The organism is Lysobacter sp. Root604 (assembly GCF_001427505.1).
Taxonomy (GTDB): domain Bacteria; phylum Pseudomonadota; class Gammaproteobacteria; order Xanthomonadales; family Xanthomonadaceae; genus Lysobacter.
The window spans coordinates 1,026,059-1,041,076 of the sequence record NZ_LMGS01000009.1; the positions used below are offsets into that span (position 1 = coordinate 1,026,059).

Genomic DNA, 15,018 nt, shown 5'->3' on the forward strand with positions numbered 1-15,018 from the left:
CACGGGCGTCGCGCGGCTTAGGCCTGCAACGTCGTCGCGATCCGTACTTCGCCCGTTAGTACCTTGTGGATCGGGCAGGCGTTCGCGATCTGCAGCAGGCGCTCGCGCTGTTCGTCGCTCAGCTCGCCTTGCAGCGCGATCTTGCGCTCGATGTCGGTGCCCGCCGCCGGCTTGCCGTCCGGGTTGAAGCGCAGCGCGACTTCGACGCCGGCCAGCGGCCATTGCTTGCGCGCGGCGTACATGCGCACGGTGATCGCGGTGCAGGCGCCCAGGCTGGACAGCAGCGGGTGCTCGGGCGTGGGGCCGGTGTCACCGCCGCCCAGGTCGGCCGGTTCGTCGGCCTGCCAGGTATGGCCGACGTCGTCGATGAAGGTCACCACGTAGGGCGTGGGCTGGGTGCTGGCGCGGACGGTCGCGACGGTCATGGCGTTCCTGAAGGCTTGCGGCATTGATGCCGCCGAGGCAGACCTTAAGCCCGCGCCGGCACTGGCACCAGCCGGGGCGGTCGCACGGACCGTCCCAGTGGCCGAATGATGCCTCGCTGATCAATCCGATTCAGTGCCCAGGCCGGGAGGATCGGCATCAGGGATCGGGGCTATCCGCAAGGCTTGGCTATCGGTGCAAGATAGGTGAGCCGATACCGATCGAGATGCCCATGAGAGTCATGCAGAAGACGCTACAAATACTGAAGCAACGTCAGGCGCTGGTAGACCTGTATCGGGACCATCTTTCCAGCGAGTCGCTGTCCGGTGTAGTCACCGACTACTCCGAGGACTTCGTATACCTCAGCCTCTTCACCGAAGCAGGCCAGGCCAACGGCATCGCGGTCTGCTTCCGCAGCGACATCACCCGGATCCGCTGGGAAGGCAACGAGCGTCAAGCCTTGTCGCAGATGATTGAGGCCACGGGAGCCAAGCCGACCGCGCCTGCGCTGTCCCTCGACTCCCTGCAGTCGGTGCTGGATTCGGTATCGGCGACCTTCGGCTACGTCAATGTGCTCACGGAGCGCATGGACGATTCGGTCACGTTCATCGGCGAAATCGCGGAGCTGGATGCGGAATCCTTGCTTCTGGAAACCTTCGGAACCTATTCCAGTCGGGATCGGAGCAGGCTGTGGCTCAGCCTCGCCGAGATCACTCGCATCGACGCCGATGCCGCATACGAGCGCAGCGTTGTCTATCTGGCGGGAAAGCCCGCTTGATCGGCGCTGTGTCGCGACATACCCGCCTCTGGACCTGCCGAGCTTCGACATAGATCACCGCTCAATACGGGCGGCGCCTTCCAGCGCCGCCCGCGCCGCCGTCAGCGGCCGGCGGTATTGGTTTGCCAAAGCGGCTTGCGTTCGTGGTCGTACACCACCACGTTGCCGTCGTTCTGCACGAACAGCACCGCGCCGCGCTTGCCGCCGGTGTTGCTCGCCCATCGGGTCTGTCCCGCGCCGTCGCGCACGGTCAGGTTGCCGTCGGTCTGCATGTGCAGGGTGTGGCCGCTGCCGTAGACGTGGTTGGCCCAGATCGCGCCTACGTTCTGTTTGTACAGCACCAGGTTGCCGTCGCCCTGGATCGCCAGCGTGAATCGCTGGTCGCAGGAGGTCAGGGTGCCGTTGGTCTCGCGCCAATCGCGCGGATTCAGGCGGCCGCAGGTCGGTACCGTGCGCAGCACCAGGTCGTAGGCGTTGAGGATGGGTTGCAACGGCTGGAAATAGCCCTGCGGCGCCGGATCGCCGCAGTTGTCGTCCCGGCCTTCGGAGAAATGGCCGCCGGAGTACACGCCCTGCGCCTCGGCGCCGGGGGTGATCACCGCACCGCCCGAATCGCCGAAGCCGGCGCAGGCGTTGGATTGGGTCAGGCCTTTGACGGCGCCGTACTGCGGGCCGTAGTCGACCGTCACCTGCTTGGCCTGCACGGTGCCGCAGTGGTAACCCGTCTTGTTCCCCGACCGGCACACCGCCGCGCCGATCGGCGCCTCCAGGCCGCCGCGCACGTCTATGTCGACGCCGGCGTAGTTGTAGACCCAGGGCAGGACGTGCCAGAGGTTCGGTTGCGTGTTCTGCACCCAGGCATGGTCGGCGTTGGGAAAGGTGGAGTACGCGAAATGGCCGATAGGGGATTGGTTAGTGCCGCGCACCGCCATGTTGACCGTTCCGCAATGGCCCGCCGTCACGAAGCCGGGCGTGTTGCCGCGAAAAGCCGAGAACCCCATCGAGCACCAGCTATCGGGCGTCAGGTAGCGATCGCCGCCGCGCAGGTCGTGCTGGGGCTTGGGGCGCTGCGTGGAGGTCACGATCTGCACCATCCTGGCATCGATGCCGCTGCGCGCGATCAGCTCGATCGCCGCTTCCTGCGCGTTGGGGTCGATGGTCAGGATGATGCGGTTGTTGGGCAGATCGACGTTCCAGGCCTGCACGCGGGGGCCGTCCTTGCGCATGAGGCCGGCAGTCAGTCCGCGATGGGCCTGATCCAGCTGCGATTGGGCGGCGTCCAGCTCGGCCGCGCTGTGCTTGAACACGCGCACTTCGTCGCCGCTCTGGCGCATGCGGCTGACGGCCTTGCGATCCGTCACGCCCAGGATCAATCGATAGTCGCCGGCCGCGTCGCGCTCCAGCCAGCTGCCGGCATAGTGCGCGCCCAGCCCGGCCTGTGCTTCGGCCTGCAAGCGCATCGCACGATGTTCGGTGGCCAGATAGGCCTGAAGTTGCGAGGGCTTCAGGCCGAGGTCGCGTTGCAAGGCCTGGCGCATGGCGGCCGGTATCGGATTGGTCTGCGGCTCGGCGGCGTGGCCGATGGCGGGTGCGAGCATCGCGCACAGCGATACGGCCAGCGCCGCGCCGGTGTGAGTGGCATTCATGGGTTCTCTATCCTTCCTTAGTGGTATGGGACGCACGCACGTCCTGTAGCGTCCGTGCCTATTCCCATACGAGAGAGGGTGCGGAACCCTGACATTCAGTTATGGGCTTTTTCTCGGGCCTGGCATTCGGCCATCCAACGCCGGCCGAGCTGGCGCTGCCAGGAGGACGCGTTGGGCATCGCCTCCAGTTGCCGCAGCGCCGCGGCGAGTTCGCGGCGACGGTCGGCGCCCTCGCAGCGCGCGCGCTCCAGCGCGACCTGTTCGAAGCGCGGTTGGGATTCGACGACGACTTCGCCGGTACGGCGGGCGGCATTGGCTTCCAGCGTCGCGACCGCGGCGGCCACCCGGCCACGTTGCAGCCCGGCCACGGCGCGCAAGCCGTCGATGTCCAGCAGCTGGCCATGGCCTTCCGCGTTGCGCCGCGCCGACAGGCGCCGTGCCCGCTCCAGGTCCCGTTCGGCCAAGGCCCATTCGCCGCGCGCCAGCCGCGTCTCGCCACGCCCCAGCAAGGCCGAGACCGCAGCCGGATGCTCTTCGCCGTGGAACTCCAGTGAGCGCTCCACCATGCGGTCGTACTGCCGCAGTGCCTCGTCCAGGCGTTGGGTTTTCAGCGCGGCGAAGCCGAGGTTGCGGCCGATCAGCAGCTCTTCGTCCGGATTGCGCGGCACCAGCTGGCGCACCAGCGCGTCCGCCTCGCGCAGCAGCGGATAGGCCTTGGCCGCGTCGCCGTCGGTCAGCGCGATGCCTGCGCTGTTCACCAGCGCACGGACGTAGTCCTTGCGGGTATCGGGGCCGCCGGCCTTGAGCAGCGCGAGGCTGCGGTCCAAATAAGTCCAGCCCTTGGCCTGGTCGCCTAGCGCGAAGTGGCCGAGGCCGACGTTGCCGAGCAGACGCGGGTACAGCGGGTCCTGGGTTGCACCGGCGCCCTCCAGCACCTCGGCGGCCTGCGAGCTGTAGCGCAGGAACTGCCGCGGCTGGCCCAGCCCGTAATGCGCGGTCGCCAAGCCGCGCAGCGCGTCGGCCAGAGCGAGGGGGTCGTCCTGATCGCGCAAGGCCGCGACCGCGCGCGCGTAGGCGTCGCGCGCTTGCGTGGGCATGCCCAGGTCGGTGTGGACCTGGCCCAGGGCGTGCAGCAAGGCGGCCAGGGCCTGCGGGGAGTGGCTGCGGCCCTGCTGGTCCTGCAGCTGCTTCATCCCGCGCTCCAGCAGCTCGCGGGCGGTGACTTCGCCGCTGGCGGTCGCCCTCGGCGTGCTGGCGCGGAACAGGCTGACGAAGTAGTCGGCCACGGCGAGCGCCTTCTCGCGCTCGCGTTCGGTGCGTTCGAGCTGGCGGTCCAGGCTGTAGATATGAAACGCGGCGAACGCGATGCCGACGGCGACGGTGGCGAAGACGGGCCAGCGACGGCGCAGCGTTCGGCGCAGGCGGTAACCGCGTTCGTGGCGGCGCGCGCGGATCGGCAGGTGTTGCGACCAGCGCAGCAGGTCGTCGGCCAGGGCCTCGGCGCTGGGGTAGCGTTCGCGTGGGTCGGTGGCGGTGGCATGGGCGACGATGCACTCCAGGTCGCCCCGCAAACGCGCGGCCAGGCGCGAGGGCTTCATGGCGCGGGTGGCGGCGATGTCCGCGGCCGCCGCCGGATGCTCGCGCAGCAGGGCGGCCCAGCGTGCGCTCAGCCGCGGCGGCGACTCCCCGCTCTGTGCGGGCGAACCCAGCAGCAAGGCCTGTAGCAGCAGACCCAGTTGATAGACGTCGGTGGCGGTGGTGACCGGTTCGCCGCGGCGTTGCTCCGGTGCGGCCCAGGCGGGCGTCATCGAGCGGGTCTGGGTTTGGGTCGGGTCGGCTTCGTCCAGTAGTTTGGCGATGCCGAAATCCAGCAGTTTGACCTGGCCGGCCGGGTCGACCAGGACGTTGGCGGGTTTGATGTCGCGATGCACGACCAAGTTGCCGTGGGCGAACTGCACGGCCTCGCAGACCTGGCGGAACAGGGCGATGCGCTGTTCGAGCGTGGCCTTGCGGCGGTCGCACCACTGGGTGATGGATTCGCCGGGGACATGCTCCATCGCGAACCACGGTTGGCTATCCGCCGCCAGGCCGCCGTCCAGGAGCTGGGCGATGTGCGGATGCTGCAGGCGCGCCAGCACTTTGCGTTCGCGCAGGAAGCGTTCGGTCAGCGGCGAGAACCCGCCCCAGATCCGCTTCAGCGCGACCTGGCGTTGCCACGCGCCGTCGGCGCGCTCGGCGAGGAACACCTCGCCCATGCCGCCCTGGCCGATGCGCCGCAACAGGCGGTAGGGGCCGACCATGGCGCCGCTCGCTTCTTCGACGGCGGGCTCCGCGCCGGTGTCGCCTTCGTCCAGATGCGACAGCAGGGCGCGCACGCGCTGGGCGAGCTCAGGCTGCGTCGCGCAGGCGTCCCGCAACAGGGTGTCGCGTTGCTCGGGAGAGGCGTCCAGCAGCTGGCGCAGCAAAGGCAGCGCCGCACGGTCGAGAGTATTCATGGCGGGGATCGTTCGATCAGAGAATCGGAACACACAGCGGGAGTACGGGATCCGGTCCCGTTTCCTGACACTAGGCCTGCAGGCGATCGCGCAGCCAGGCTCGGGCCGCGGCCCAGTCGCGATACACGGTGCGCTCGTCCAGTTCGAGGACGCGAGCCACCTCCGGCACGCTCAAACCGACGAAGTAGCGCAGTTCCACAACCTGGGCCATGCGCGCATCGAGCTGTTCCAGGGCCGCGAGCGCGGCGTCGAGCTCGGGCAGATGGGTCTCTTGCGGAATAGGCAGTTGCAAGGCTTCGGTGAAGTCGTCGCGTCGCCAGGCGCCGCCGTGCTTTTCGCTGGCCGCCTTGCGGGCTCGGTCGACGAGGATCTGGCGCATGATCCGCGCCGCCGTATTGAACAGATGCGCCGGGTTCTCGAACGCGACGCTCTGCTGGCCCAGCAAGCGTACGAACACGTCGTTGACCAGCGCGGTCGGTTGCAGCGTGTCGTGCCCGCGGTGCTCGCGCAGCTCGCGCGCGGCGATCGCGCGCAGGTCGGCGTAGATCAACGGCAGCAGCGATTCCAGCGCGCCCGCGTCGCCGTCGCGCCAGCGTTGGATCAGGGTGTGCGGGTCCGGGGCCGTACCTGGCATGGCGCTGTCTCCTTGGGCCCGCCATCGTTGTGGGGACGGTCCATGGCCGTCAAGCAGGCGCTGCGCAGGGCGAAGGCATGGCGCCACCCAGGGCGTTCGAGGACACCGCAGGACGAGGTAAGCGGGCTGGCGAAGCGCCGCGCCTACTTGATGCGTCGCTTCTCCAGCTTGCGCGCCAGGGTGCGCCGGTGCAGACCCAGCCGGCGCGCGGCCTCGGAGATGTTGAAGTCGCTCTCGGCCAGCACTTCGTGGATGTGTTCCCACTCCAGCGTCTTGATCGAAGTGGTGCGGCCGGTGAGTTCGACCTCGGCGTCGCCGGTGGCGCGCTGGAACGCGGCTTCGATGTCGTCGGTGTTGGAGGGCTTGGCCAGGTAATGGCGCGCGCCCAGCTTGATCGCCTCGACCGCGGTGGCGATGCTGGCGTAGCCGGTCAGCACCACGATCAGCATGTCCGGGTCGAAGGCGTGCAGGTGCTTCACGCAGGACAGGCCGGAGGCGTTGGCGGCGAGCTTGAGATCGACCACGGCGTGCGTGGGCGCGAATTCTTCCAGCAGCGCCGGCAAGCCGGCTTCGCCGGGCAGGTGGCGCACGCTGTAACCGCGGCGTTCGAACGAACGCACCAGGGTGCGCGCGAACGTGGTGTCGTCTTCGACGATCAGCAACCTACGTTCACTCGTCATCGCCGTGCTCCTCGATGGCAATGGCCGACAGCGGCAGGGTCAGGGTGACCACCGCGCCGCCCTGCGGCCGGTTGCGTGCCGTGAGCCTGCCGCCCAGCGTACGGGCGACGTTGACCGAAAGGAACAAGCCCAGTCCGCCGCCGGGGCGGCCCTTGCTGCTGTTGTAGGGCGTGCCCAGGCGCTCGAGGACGTCGGCGGCGAAACCGGGGCCGACGTCGCTGACCTCGATCACGAGCTGGCCGTCGCGGCAGTCGGCGTCCAGCGCTACCCAGGCCGGCGAGGCCTCCAGGGCGTTGTCGAGCACGTTGAACACCATCTGCCGCAGGCCGTCGTCGGAAACGATGCTGGGATCGTCCTGGCAATGGCGCTGGTAGCGGAACGATTCCGGCGCGCGCGCGGTGCGCCACTCCTGGGCCAGATCGTCGAGCAGCTCGTGCAAGGTGGTTTCGACCGGCGATTCGCCGCGGGTTTCGCCGGCCGACAGCAGGATATTGGTGACGATGGACTTGCAGCGCGCGACCTGCGCCAGCATCTCGGCGACATCGTGGTGCAGCTCGGTTTCCGAGGCGATCGTGGGCAGGTGCTGCCAGTCGCCGAGGATCACCGACAGCGTCGACAGCGGCGTGCCCAGTTCGTGCGCGGCGCCGGAGGCGAGCAGGCCCATGCGCACGATGTGTTCCTCCTCGGCGGCGCGCTGGCGCAATTGGGCCAGGCGCACATCGCGTTCGCGCAGGATGCGCCCGATGCGGGTGATGAACACCACCAGCAAGGCCGCCACCAGCAGGAAGCAGATCAGCAGGCCCTGCACGTAGTGATCGGCCAGGCCCTTGCCGGGTTCGACCGCGATCCGCAGCGGCGTCGGCGACACCGCCAGGGCGGTGAAGCACAAACCCGCGGCGGCGGCGATGATCCAGTTGGCGGGCGAGCGCAGCAGCACGGTGCCCAGCACTACCTGCAGCAGGTAGAGGAAGACGAAGGGGTTGGTGATGCCGCCGCTGTAGTAGAGCTGCAGGCTCAGCGAGACCACGTCCACCAGCAGCCCGATCAGCATGGCCCGGTTGGACACCTGCGCGCGCCGTTTCCACCACAGCTGGCTGCCGAGATTGAACGCGACCAGTCCGGCCAGGACGGCGCCCATCGGTCCCAACGGCAGGGCGATGCCGATGCCGTAGTGGACGACCAGGATGGTGACGATCTGCCCGACCACCGCGATCCAGCGCAACTGGATCAGCTGCTGCATGTTGCGCAGCCCGGTGCGGTCCTGCGAACCGCTCACGCCCAATTGGCGGGTTACGACGTCCGCGGCGGCCTCAGGAGCGCTGGATCGGGCTTGCATGACCGGGGGAGCCTCCTCGCTGCGCACGATCTTGCCGCAAACGACGCTCCGATGCGAACAGGTAGTAGCCCGCGACCAGGGTCAGCGCGGCCAGGCCGAACCAGGTCAGGGCATAGGACAGATGATGATCGCGGAACGCCACCACGGTCATGCCGCCGCGCGGCCAGGCGTCGCTGGACGGGTCCCGGGCGGCATCGATGAAGTAGGGCGCGCTGGCATCGGCGGGCAAGCCCTGCGCACGCAGGATCGCGGCGACGTCGCGCGAGTACCAGTGCCCGTGGGCCGGATCGTTGCTGCGCAGGAAGCCGCCCTTGGGCTCGCTGATGCGCAGCAGTCCTTCGACCTCGACGCGTCCCGCGGGTACGGGCGCGGCCTGCGCCTGCGCGGGCACGAAGCCGCGATTGACCAGCACGTAGTCGCCCGCGTCGGTGCGCAGCGGCACCAGCACCCAGGCGCCCGCGCCCAGCGCCGTCACGGCCTGGCTGCGCGCTTGCTTGTCGGGCAGGAACTGCCCGGACAGGCGCACGCGCCGGTAACCGTCGCTTGCTTCGCTGACTTGCGCCCACTGCGCGCGGGAGGGGGGCGCCACCGGCGCGGCCTTGAGGCGGGCCTCGACGCGCGCGATCAGCGCGTGCTTCCAGCCCATGCGCTGCACTTGCCACACGCCCAGCGCGAGGAAGCCGATCAAGGCCACCGCCAACGACGCGGCGAACACGGCCAACAACAGCGGACGGCGGCCGTGCGCCGGTGCTACGGCCGCTGCGTGGCGCTCATCGCTCATGGCGCGTTCTTGAGCATTTCCTGCATGTCGTGCGCGCCGGGCATCATGTTCGCGTTCATGTGGTGCATCACCCATAGCGAACCGGTCAGCACGATCACCACCAGCACCACGGTGAAGATCAGCGCCAGCACGTTCCAGCCGCCTTCCGAGCGGGTGTTCATGTGCAGGAAGTAGATCATGTGCACGACCACCTGCACCGCGGCGAAGGCCAGCAGCACGATCGCGACCAGGCCCGAGCTCGGGATCACCTTGCCCATCACCAGGCCGAACGGAATCGCGGTCAGCACCACCGACAGCATGAAGCCGGTGAGGTACTCGCGCGCCGAGACGTGCGGGATGCCGTCCTCGAGGTGGTCGTCGTGATCGTGCGTGTCGTGCTGGCTCATGGCAGCACTCCCATCAGGTAAACGAAGGTGAAGACGCCGATCCAGACGACGTCGAGGAAGTGCCAGAACATCGACAGGCAGGCCACGCGGCGGGTGTTGACGCGGGTCAGGCCGTGGCGCTGCACCTGCACGCACAGCACCACCAGCCAGATCACGCCGAACAGCACGTGCAGTCCGTGGGTGCCGACCAGGGCGAAGAACGAGGACAGGAAGGCGCTGCGCTGCGGGCCCGCGCCCAGGTGGATCAGGTGCGCGAACTCGTAGATTTCAACCGCTAGGAAGGACAGGCCGAGCACGCCGGTCAGGGCGAGCCAGCGCAGCATGGCGCGCTTGTCGCGGCGCTGCATCGCGATCATCGCGAAGCCGTAGGTGATCGACGACAGCAGCAGGATCGCGGTGTTCAGCGCCACCAGCCACAGGTCGAACAGGTCGGCGCCGGACGGGCCGGCGGCGTAGCTGCGGCCCAGCACGCCGTAGGTGGCGAACAGGCAGGCGAAGATCATCAGATCGCTGAGCAGGTACAGCCAGAAGCCGAACAGCGTGCCGTTCTGCGGATGGTGATGCCCGGCGGTGTCCAGGAACACGGGCGAGCCGTCCTGGCGGGTCATGGCGATGGGCTCAGACATGGGCGGCCTTCAGCTGTTCGCTGCGCGCCTGCTCGGTCGCGGCGACCGTGGCGGCGGGAATGTGGAAATCGCGGTCGTAGTTGAAGCTGTGGTAGATCGCGTAGGCGACGATGCCCAGCAACGAGGCGATCGCCAGCCACCACACGTGCCAGATCAGGGCGAAGCCGCAAGCCGTGCTCACCGCCGCCAGGACCAGGCCGGCCGGGGTGTTCTTGGGCATATGCACCGCCAGAAAACCGGAGGTCGGGCGCTGGAAGCCGCGCTGCTTCATGTCCCACCAGGCGTCGTTGTCGTGCACCACCGGGGTGAAGGCGAAGTTGTAGTCCGGCGGCGGCGACGAGGTCGACCACTCCAGGGTGCGGCCGTTCCAGGGATCGCCGCTGAGGTCGCGCAACTGCGCGCGCTTGCGGAAGCTGACGTAGATGCAGATCAGGAAGGCGGCGATGCCGATAGCGACCAGGACCGCGCCGAACGCGGCGATCTGGAACCAGATCTGCAGCGAGGGATCGTCGAAGTGGCTCATGCGGCGGGTCACGCCCATCAGGCCCAGCACGTACAGCGGCGTGAACGCGAACCAGTAGCCGGCCAGCCAGAACCAGAACGAGACCTTGCCCCAGAAGTCGTCGAGCTTGAAGCCGAAGGCCTTGGGGAACCAATGCGTCATCGCCGCGAACAGGCCGAACACCACGCCGCCGATGATCACGTTATGGAAGTGCGCGACCAGGAACAGGCTGTTGTGCAGCACGAAGTCGGCCGGCGGCACCGCCAGCAGCACGCCGGTCATGCCGCCGACGACGAAGGTGACCATGAAGCCCATGGTCCACAGCATCGGCACCTCGAAGCGGATGCGGCCGCGATACATGGTGAACAACCAGTTGAAGATCTTCGCGCCCGTCGGGATCGAGATGATCATCGTGGTGATGCCGAAGAACGAGTTGACGCTGGCGCCCGAGCCCATGGTGAAGAAGTGGTGCAGCCACACCAGATAGGAGAGCACGGTGATGCAGACGGTCGCGTAAACCATCGACGAGTAGCCGAACAGGCGCTTGCCCGAATAGGTGGACACGATCTCCGAGAACACGCCGAACAGCGGCAGGATCAGGATGTAGACCTCCGGATGGCCCCAGATCCAGATCAGGTTCACGAACATCATGGCGTTGCCGCCCAGGTCGCTGGTGAAGAAGTTGGTGCCCGCGTAGCGGTCTAGGCCCAGCAGCGCCAGCACCGCGGTCAGCACCGGGAACGACACCACGATCAGCACGTTGGTGCACAGCGAGGTCCAGGTGAACACCGGCATCTTCATCAGGCTCATGCCCGGGGCGCGCATCTTGATGATGGTCACCAGCAGGTTCACGCCCGACAGCAGGGTGCCCACGCCGGCTATCTGCAGCGCCCATATGTAGTAGTCGACGCCTACCCCGGGACTGAAGGCCACCCCCGACAGCGGCGGATAAGCCAGCCAGCCGGTGGCGGCGAACTCACCGAAGAACAGCGACATCATCACCAGCACGGCGCCGCTGACGGTCATCCAGAAGCTGAAGTTGTTGAGGAAGGGGAAGGCGACGTCGCGCGCGCCGATCTGCAGCGGCACCAGATAGTTCATCAGGCCGGTGACCAGCGGCATGGCCACGAAGAAGATCATGATCACGCCGTGGGCGGTGAAGATCTGGTCGTAGTGGTGCGGCGGCAGGTAGCCCAGGTTGTCGCCGAAGGCCATCGCCTGCTGCAAGCGCATCATCAGGGCATCGGCGAAGCCGCGCAGCAGCATCACCAGGCCCAGCACGATGTACATGATGCCGATCTTCTTGTGGTCGATGCTGGTGAACCACTCCTTCCACAGGTAGCCCCACAGCCGGTACTTGGTGATCGCCGCGACCAGGGCGAGACCCAGGACGACCGTGCCGATGAAGGTAGCCGCGACGATGGGCTCGTGCAGCATGGGTACGGCGTCCCAGGTCATGCGACCGAAGATCGGGGAGGTCGGGATGGTGCCGCTTTCGAGAGACATCGGAGAACTTCCAGAAACGATTCGGGTCGTCGCTTGCGCGCGTCAGGGCGACTTCATGCCGGCCAGCATCGGCGACAGCGGCGGTTGATCGACGGTGCACACGTCCGCGGACACGTAGGCGCCCAGGCGCGGATCGCCGCGGCGCGGCATCGCCAGCGAGTTCAGGCCTTCCAGGCCGAGGCCGCCGGCGGCGTCCAGCGCCATCATCTGGTCCATGCACAGGCGCTCGGAATCGACGCAGCGGTTGAGGATGGCGTTGTACAGGCTGGCGTCGACGTTGGCGTAGTGGCGCACCGGTTCGCGCTCGCTGGGCTTTTCCAGCTCCAGATAGGCCGCGCGCGTGAGCGAGTCCTTGCTGCCGCGCAGCCCCGCGATCCAGCGGTGGTAGTCGGCGTTGGACATGCCGTGGAACTTGAAGCGCATGTGCGAGAAGCCGGCGCCGCTGTAGTTGGCGGAGAAGCCCTCGTATTCGCCCGGCGCATTGATCACGGCGTTGAGCTTGGTCTCCATGCCGGGCATGCCGTAGATCATTCCGGCCAGATTCGGCACATAGAAGGTATTCATCACCGAGGAGGCGGTGATGTGGAAGCGCACCGGACGATCCACCGGCACCGCGACTTCGTTGACCGAGGCCACGCCTTCCTTCGGATACAGGAACAGCCACTTCCAATCCAGCGCGACCACCTGGATGTCCAGCGGTTCCAGTTGCGCCGGCACCGGACGACCGGCCGCGATGCGGTCCAGCGGGCGGTAGGGATCGAGCAGATGGGTGCTGATCCAGGTGATCGCGCCCAGCGCGATGATGATCAGCAGCGGCACGCCCCAGATCACCAGCTCCAGCTGGGTGGAGTGGTCCCAATCCGGGGTGTACTTGGCGCTGCGGTTGGAAGCGCGGTACTTCCAGGCGAACCAGAAGGTCAGCGCGATCACCGGCACGATCACCAGCAGCATCAGCGCCGTGGCCACCAGGATCAGCTGGCCCTGGCGGGCGGCGATGTCGCCGGCGGGGTCTAGCACCACCAGGTTGCAGCCGGAGAGCAGGCCGAGGGCGGCCAGCAGCGCGGCGGTTCGCAGGAGTCTGCGCACGTTGGACATGGGGGAGGGCGGAGTCCTAAATGTTGGGCGACAATTTAGTCCCCACGCCGCGCGCCGAGTATTGGACGTTTTGTCCTATCGCGTCCGGCCCCCGGCTCTGTCAGTCTAGGCTCGAACACTCCCTGCCCGACGTCGACTCCCGCACTCCAGATGGCTACCGCTCACGGCCCCACCGCATCCACGCACGACCACGGCGTCAAGGCGCATGCCGACGTCGCCCCGGGCGAAATCGCCGTCGGCGTCGTGGTGGGGCGCGCCTCGGAATACTTCGACTTCTTCGTCTACGGCATCGCTTCGGCGCTGGTGTTCCCGTCGGTGTTCTTCCCGTTCATGGATCGCTTGCAGGGCACGCTGTACGCCTTCGCGATCTTCGCGCTCGCGTTCCTGGCGCGCCCGTTGGGCACGATGCTGTTCATGGCTATCCAGACGCGCTGGAGCCGCGGCGTCAAATTGACCGTGGCCCTGTTCCTGCTCGGCACCGCCACCGCCGGCATCGCGTTCCTGCCGGGTTACGCCACGCTGGGCTGGGTTTCGATCGCGCTGCTGGCGTTCTTCCGCGTACTGCAGGGCATCGCCCTGGGCGGTTCCTGGGACGGCCTGCCGTCGCTGCTGGCGCTCAATACCCCCAAGGAACGTCGCGGCTGGTACGCGATGCTGGGGCAGCTGGGCGCGCCGGTCGGCTTCATCGTCGCCTCCGGCGTGTTCGCCTTCCTGTACGCGAGTTTGGGCGAACAGGATCTGCTGACCTGGGGCTGGCGTTATCCGTTCTTCGTCGCATTCGCGATCAACGTGGTGGCGCTGTTCGCGCGCCTGCGCCTGGTCGTGGCCGAGGAATACCAGGACAAGATGGGCGAGCTCGAACTGGAGCCCACCCCCATCCGCGAATTGTTCAGCGCCAAGGGCCAGCACGTGGTGGTCGGCGCGTTCGCCGCGCTCGCCAGCTACGCCCTGTTCCACATCGTCACGATCTTTCCGCTGTCGTGGATCAAGCTGTACTCGGATCAGTCCATCGTCGGCTTCCTGATGGTGCAGATCCTGGGCGGCTTCATCGCCGCCGGCGGCATCATCGTGTCGGGCCTGATCGCCGACCGCGTCGGCCGCGCCCGCACCCTGGGCGGCCTGGCCATCGTGATCGCGATGTTCAGCGGCTTCGCGCCCACCTTGATGGGCGCCGGCTCGCTGGGCCAGGACGCCTTCATCCTGATCGGCTTCGCGCTGCTGGGCCTGTCCTACGGCCAGGCCGCGGGCGCGGTCACCGCCAACTTCGGCCGCCGCTACCGCTACACCGGCGCCGCGCTTACCTCCGACCTCGCCTGGCTGATCGGCGCGGCGTTCGCGCCGCTGGTCGCGCTGGGCCTGTGCTCGCAGTTCGGCCTGGCTTGGCTGGGCGCCTACCTGTTGTCGGGCGCGATCGGCACGCTCGCCGCGCTGGGCATCAACCGGGCGATGAACTACAAGAGCTGAGCCGGGCGCCGCGTCAGCATCGCGATTCGGACGCTGCCTAAGCCTCGAAGTCGACCGTGATCGAAGCGGCGCTGCGTCGGCCTTCGCCGTGGTACACGGCTTCGATGTTGTTGCCGTCCGGATCGAGCACGAAGGCCGCGTAATAGCCTGGGTGGTAGGTGCGTTCGCCGGGCGCGCCGTTGTCGCTGCCGCCATGGGCCAGCGCCTGCTTGTGGAACTCGTCCACGCTGGCGCGATCCCTGGCCTGAAACGCCAGATGGTGGCGACCGGTCAGCTTGCCGTCCGCCATCGGGCTGTCGGCGGTGGACACGCATAGCTCGTCGGCCCAGAAGAAATCGTCGCCGGCACCGCCGATGGGGATGTCCAGCGTCTTGAATACGGCCTCGTAGAAGCCCTGACTGGCCTTGAGGTCCTTCACCACCAATTGAACGTGGTCGATCAAGCGACCGCGATGAATCCGTTGCGTTTCCATGCTGCGCTCCGGCTTGGGGGAAGGCCGACGCTAACACCGGTGGCGACAAGACGACGTGCATGACCCCGCCTGCGCGCGGGGCGTGGCCCCTGCCGCAGCGTTCGTTTTCCGACTGAGCCGAAAGCTCGGGCCCTGCAACCGATCTCGCGACCGGCGTATCCCGGGTTCGCGACAGCCGAGGTGCCTTGTGCGGA

14 protein-coding genes are annotated in these 15,018 nt (G+C 67.7%); 2 read left to right on the plus strand and 12 right to left on the minus strand.

The window, feature by feature from the left end; genetic code table 11:
- Positions 1–17 precede the first annotated feature (17 nt).
- On the minus strand, positions 18–425 hold the full coding sequence (locus ASD69_RS12775; protein WP_056178401.1) for an OsmC family protein: 408 nt from the start codon (positions 423–425) through the stop codon (positions 18–20).
- A gap of 230 nt (positions 426–655) precedes the next feature.
- On the opposite strand from ASD69_RS12775, the gene ASD69_RS12780 reads away from it, so the two are divergent.
- A complete protein-coding gene (locus ASD69_RS12780; protein ID WP_157499183.1) occupies positions 656–1,201 on the plus strand; it encodes a hypothetical protein in 546 nt (181 codons plus the stop codon).
- Between the two features lie 101 nt (positions 1,202–1,302).
- On the opposite strand, the gene ASD69_RS12785 is transcribed toward ASD69_RS12780, so the two are convergent.
- From ASD69_RS12785 to cyoA, 10 genes are all read right to left on the minus strand, one after another.
- Complete coding sequence (locus tag ASD69_RS12785; protein ID WP_056178407.1) at positions 1,303–2,847, minus strand: alpha-lytic protease prodomain-containing protein; 1,545 nt, start codon at positions 2,845–2,847, stop codon at positions 1,303–1,305.
- Between the two features lie 95 nt (positions 2,848–2,942).
- Positions 2,943–5,342, minus strand: coding sequence for a serine/threonine-protein kinase (locus ASD69_RS12790; RefSeq protein ID WP_056178408.1), 2,400 nt, complete (start codon positions 5,340–5,342; stop codon positions 2,943–2,945).
- Positions 5,343–5,412: 70 nt separating this feature from the next.
- A complete protein-coding gene (locus ASD69_RS12795; protein ID WP_056178409.1) occupies positions 5,413–5,976 on the minus strand; it encodes an ECF-type sigma factor in 564 nt (187 codons plus the stop codon).
- 143 nt (positions 5,977–6,119) lie between these two features.
- Positions 6,120–6,656, minus strand: a complete 537-nt coding sequence (locus ASD69_RS12800; RefSeq protein WP_056178411.1) for a response regulator transcription factor — start codon at positions 6,654–6,656, stop codon at positions 6,120–6,122.
- Positions 6,646–7,992 (minus strand): ATP-binding protein, encoded by a 1,347-nt coding sequence (locus ASD69_RS12805; RefSeq protein WP_056178412.1) that lies wholly within the window; start codon positions 7,990–7,992, stop codon positions 6,646–6,648. The genes ASD69_RS12800 and ASD69_RS12805 overlap by 11 nt, the downstream gene beginning before the upstream one ends.
- On the minus strand, positions 7,967–8,773 hold the full coding sequence (locus ASD69_RS12810) for an SURF1 family protein (protein WP_056178414.1): 807 nt from the start codon (positions 8,771–8,773) through the stop codon (positions 7,967–7,969). The genes ASD69_RS12805 and ASD69_RS12810 overlap by 26 nt, the downstream gene beginning before the upstream one ends.
- Positions 8,770–9,159, minus strand: a complete 390-nt coding sequence (gene cyoD / locus ASD69_RS12815) for a cytochrome o ubiquinol oxidase subunit IV (protein WP_056178416.1) — start codon at positions 9,157–9,159, stop codon at positions 8,770–8,772. The genes ASD69_RS12810 and cyoD overlap by 4 nt, the downstream gene beginning before the upstream one ends.
- The gene (gene cyoC / locus ASD69_RS12820; protein WP_200944008.1) at positions 9,156–9,767 is read right to left on the minus strand and encodes a cytochrome o ubiquinol oxidase subunit III; all 612 of its coding nucleotides are present in this window, start codon (positions 9,765–9,767) and stop codon (positions 9,156–9,158) included. Before cyoC ends, cyoD begins: the two co-directional genes overlap by 4 nt.
- A 10-nt stretch (positions 9,768–9,777) precedes the next feature.
- Complete coding sequence (cyoB, locus tag ASD69_RS12825) at positions 9,778–11,757, minus strand: cytochrome o ubiquinol oxidase subunit I (RefSeq protein ID WP_200944009.1); 1,980 nt, start codon at positions 11,755–11,757, stop codon at positions 9,778–9,780.
- A gap of 78 nt (positions 11,758–11,835) precedes the next feature.
- Entirely contained in the window at positions 11,836–12,888 is a 1,053-nt protein-coding gene (cyoA, locus tag ASD69_RS12830) for a ubiquinol oxidase subunit II (RefSeq protein ID WP_056178426.1), read from the minus strand.
- A gap of 150 nt (positions 12,889–13,038) precedes the next feature.
- On the opposite strand from cyoA, the gene ASD69_RS12835 reads away from it, so the two are divergent.
- Positions 13,039–14,352 (plus strand): MFS transporter, encoded by a 1,314-nt coding sequence (locus ASD69_RS12835; protein WP_056178429.1) that lies wholly within the window; start codon positions 13,039–13,041, stop codon positions 14,350–14,352.
- A 37-nt stretch (positions 14,353–14,389) separates the two neighbouring features.
- Here ASD69_RS12835 and ASD69_RS12840 read toward each other — a convergent pair whose 3' ends face one another.
- Positions 14,390–14,824, minus strand: a complete 435-nt coding sequence (locus tag ASD69_RS12840) for a VOC family protein (RefSeq protein WP_056178432.1) — start codon at positions 14,822–14,824, stop codon at positions 14,390–14,392.
- Positions 14,825–15,018 lie beyond the last annotated feature (194 nt).

What these genes read in the sequence shown, in the direction of transcription:
- ASD69_RS12840 (WP_056178432.1), bottom strand. Translation starts at nt 14,824, where the DNA reads ATGGAAACGCAACGGATTCATCGCGGTCGCTTGATCGACCACGTTCAA.
- ASD69_RS12790 (WP_056178408.1), bottom strand. Translation starts at nt 5,342, where the DNA reads ATGAATACTCTCGACCGTGCGGCGCTGCCTTTGCTGCGCCAGCTGCTG.
- ASD69_RS12795 (WP_056178409.1), bottom strand. Translation starts at nt 5,976, where the DNA reads ATGCCAGGTACGGCCCCGGACCCGCACACCCTGATCCAACGCTGGCGC.
- ASD69_RS12785 (WP_056178407.1), bottom strand. Translation starts at nt 2,847, where the DNA reads ATGAATGCCACTCACACCGGCGCGGCGCTGGCCGTATCGCTGTGCGCG.
- ASD69_RS12775 (WP_056178401.1), bottom strand. Translation starts at nt 425, where the DNA reads ATGACCGTCGCGACCGTCCGCGCCAGCACCCAGCCCACGCCCTACGTG.
- ASD69_RS12810 (WP_056178414.1), bottom strand. Translation starts at nt 8,773, where the DNA reads ATGAGCGATGAGCGCCACGCAGCGGCCGTAGCACCGGCGCACGGCCGC.
- cyoC (WP_200944008.1), bottom strand. Translation starts at nt 9,767, where the DNA reads ATGACCCGCCAGGACGGCTCGCCCGTGTTCCTGGACACCGCCGGGCAT.
- ASD69_RS12780 (WP_157499183.1), top strand. Translation starts at nt 656, where the DNA reads ATGAGAGTCATGCAGAAGACGCTACAAATACTGAAGCAACGTCAGGCG.
- ASD69_RS12805 (WP_056178412.1), bottom strand. Translation starts at nt 7,992, where the DNA reads ATGCAAGCCCGATCCAGCGCTCCTGAGGCCGCCGCGGACGTCGTAACC.
- cyoD (WP_056178416.1), bottom strand. Translation starts at nt 9,159, where the DNA reads ATGAGCCAGCACGACACGCACGATCACGACGACCACCTCGAGGACGGC.
- cyoA (WP_056178426.1), bottom strand. Translation starts at nt 12,888, where the DNA reads ATGTCCAACGTGCGCAGACTCCTGCGAACCGCCGCGCTGCTGGCCGCC.
- ASD69_RS12800 (WP_056178411.1), bottom strand. Translation starts at nt 6,656, where the DNA reads ATGACGAGTGAACGTAGGTTGCTGATCGTCGAAGACGACACCACGTTC.
- ASD69_RS12835 (WP_056178429.1), top strand. Translation starts at nt 13,039, where the DNA reads ATGGCTACCGCTCACGGCCCCACCGCATCCACGCACGACCACGGCGTC.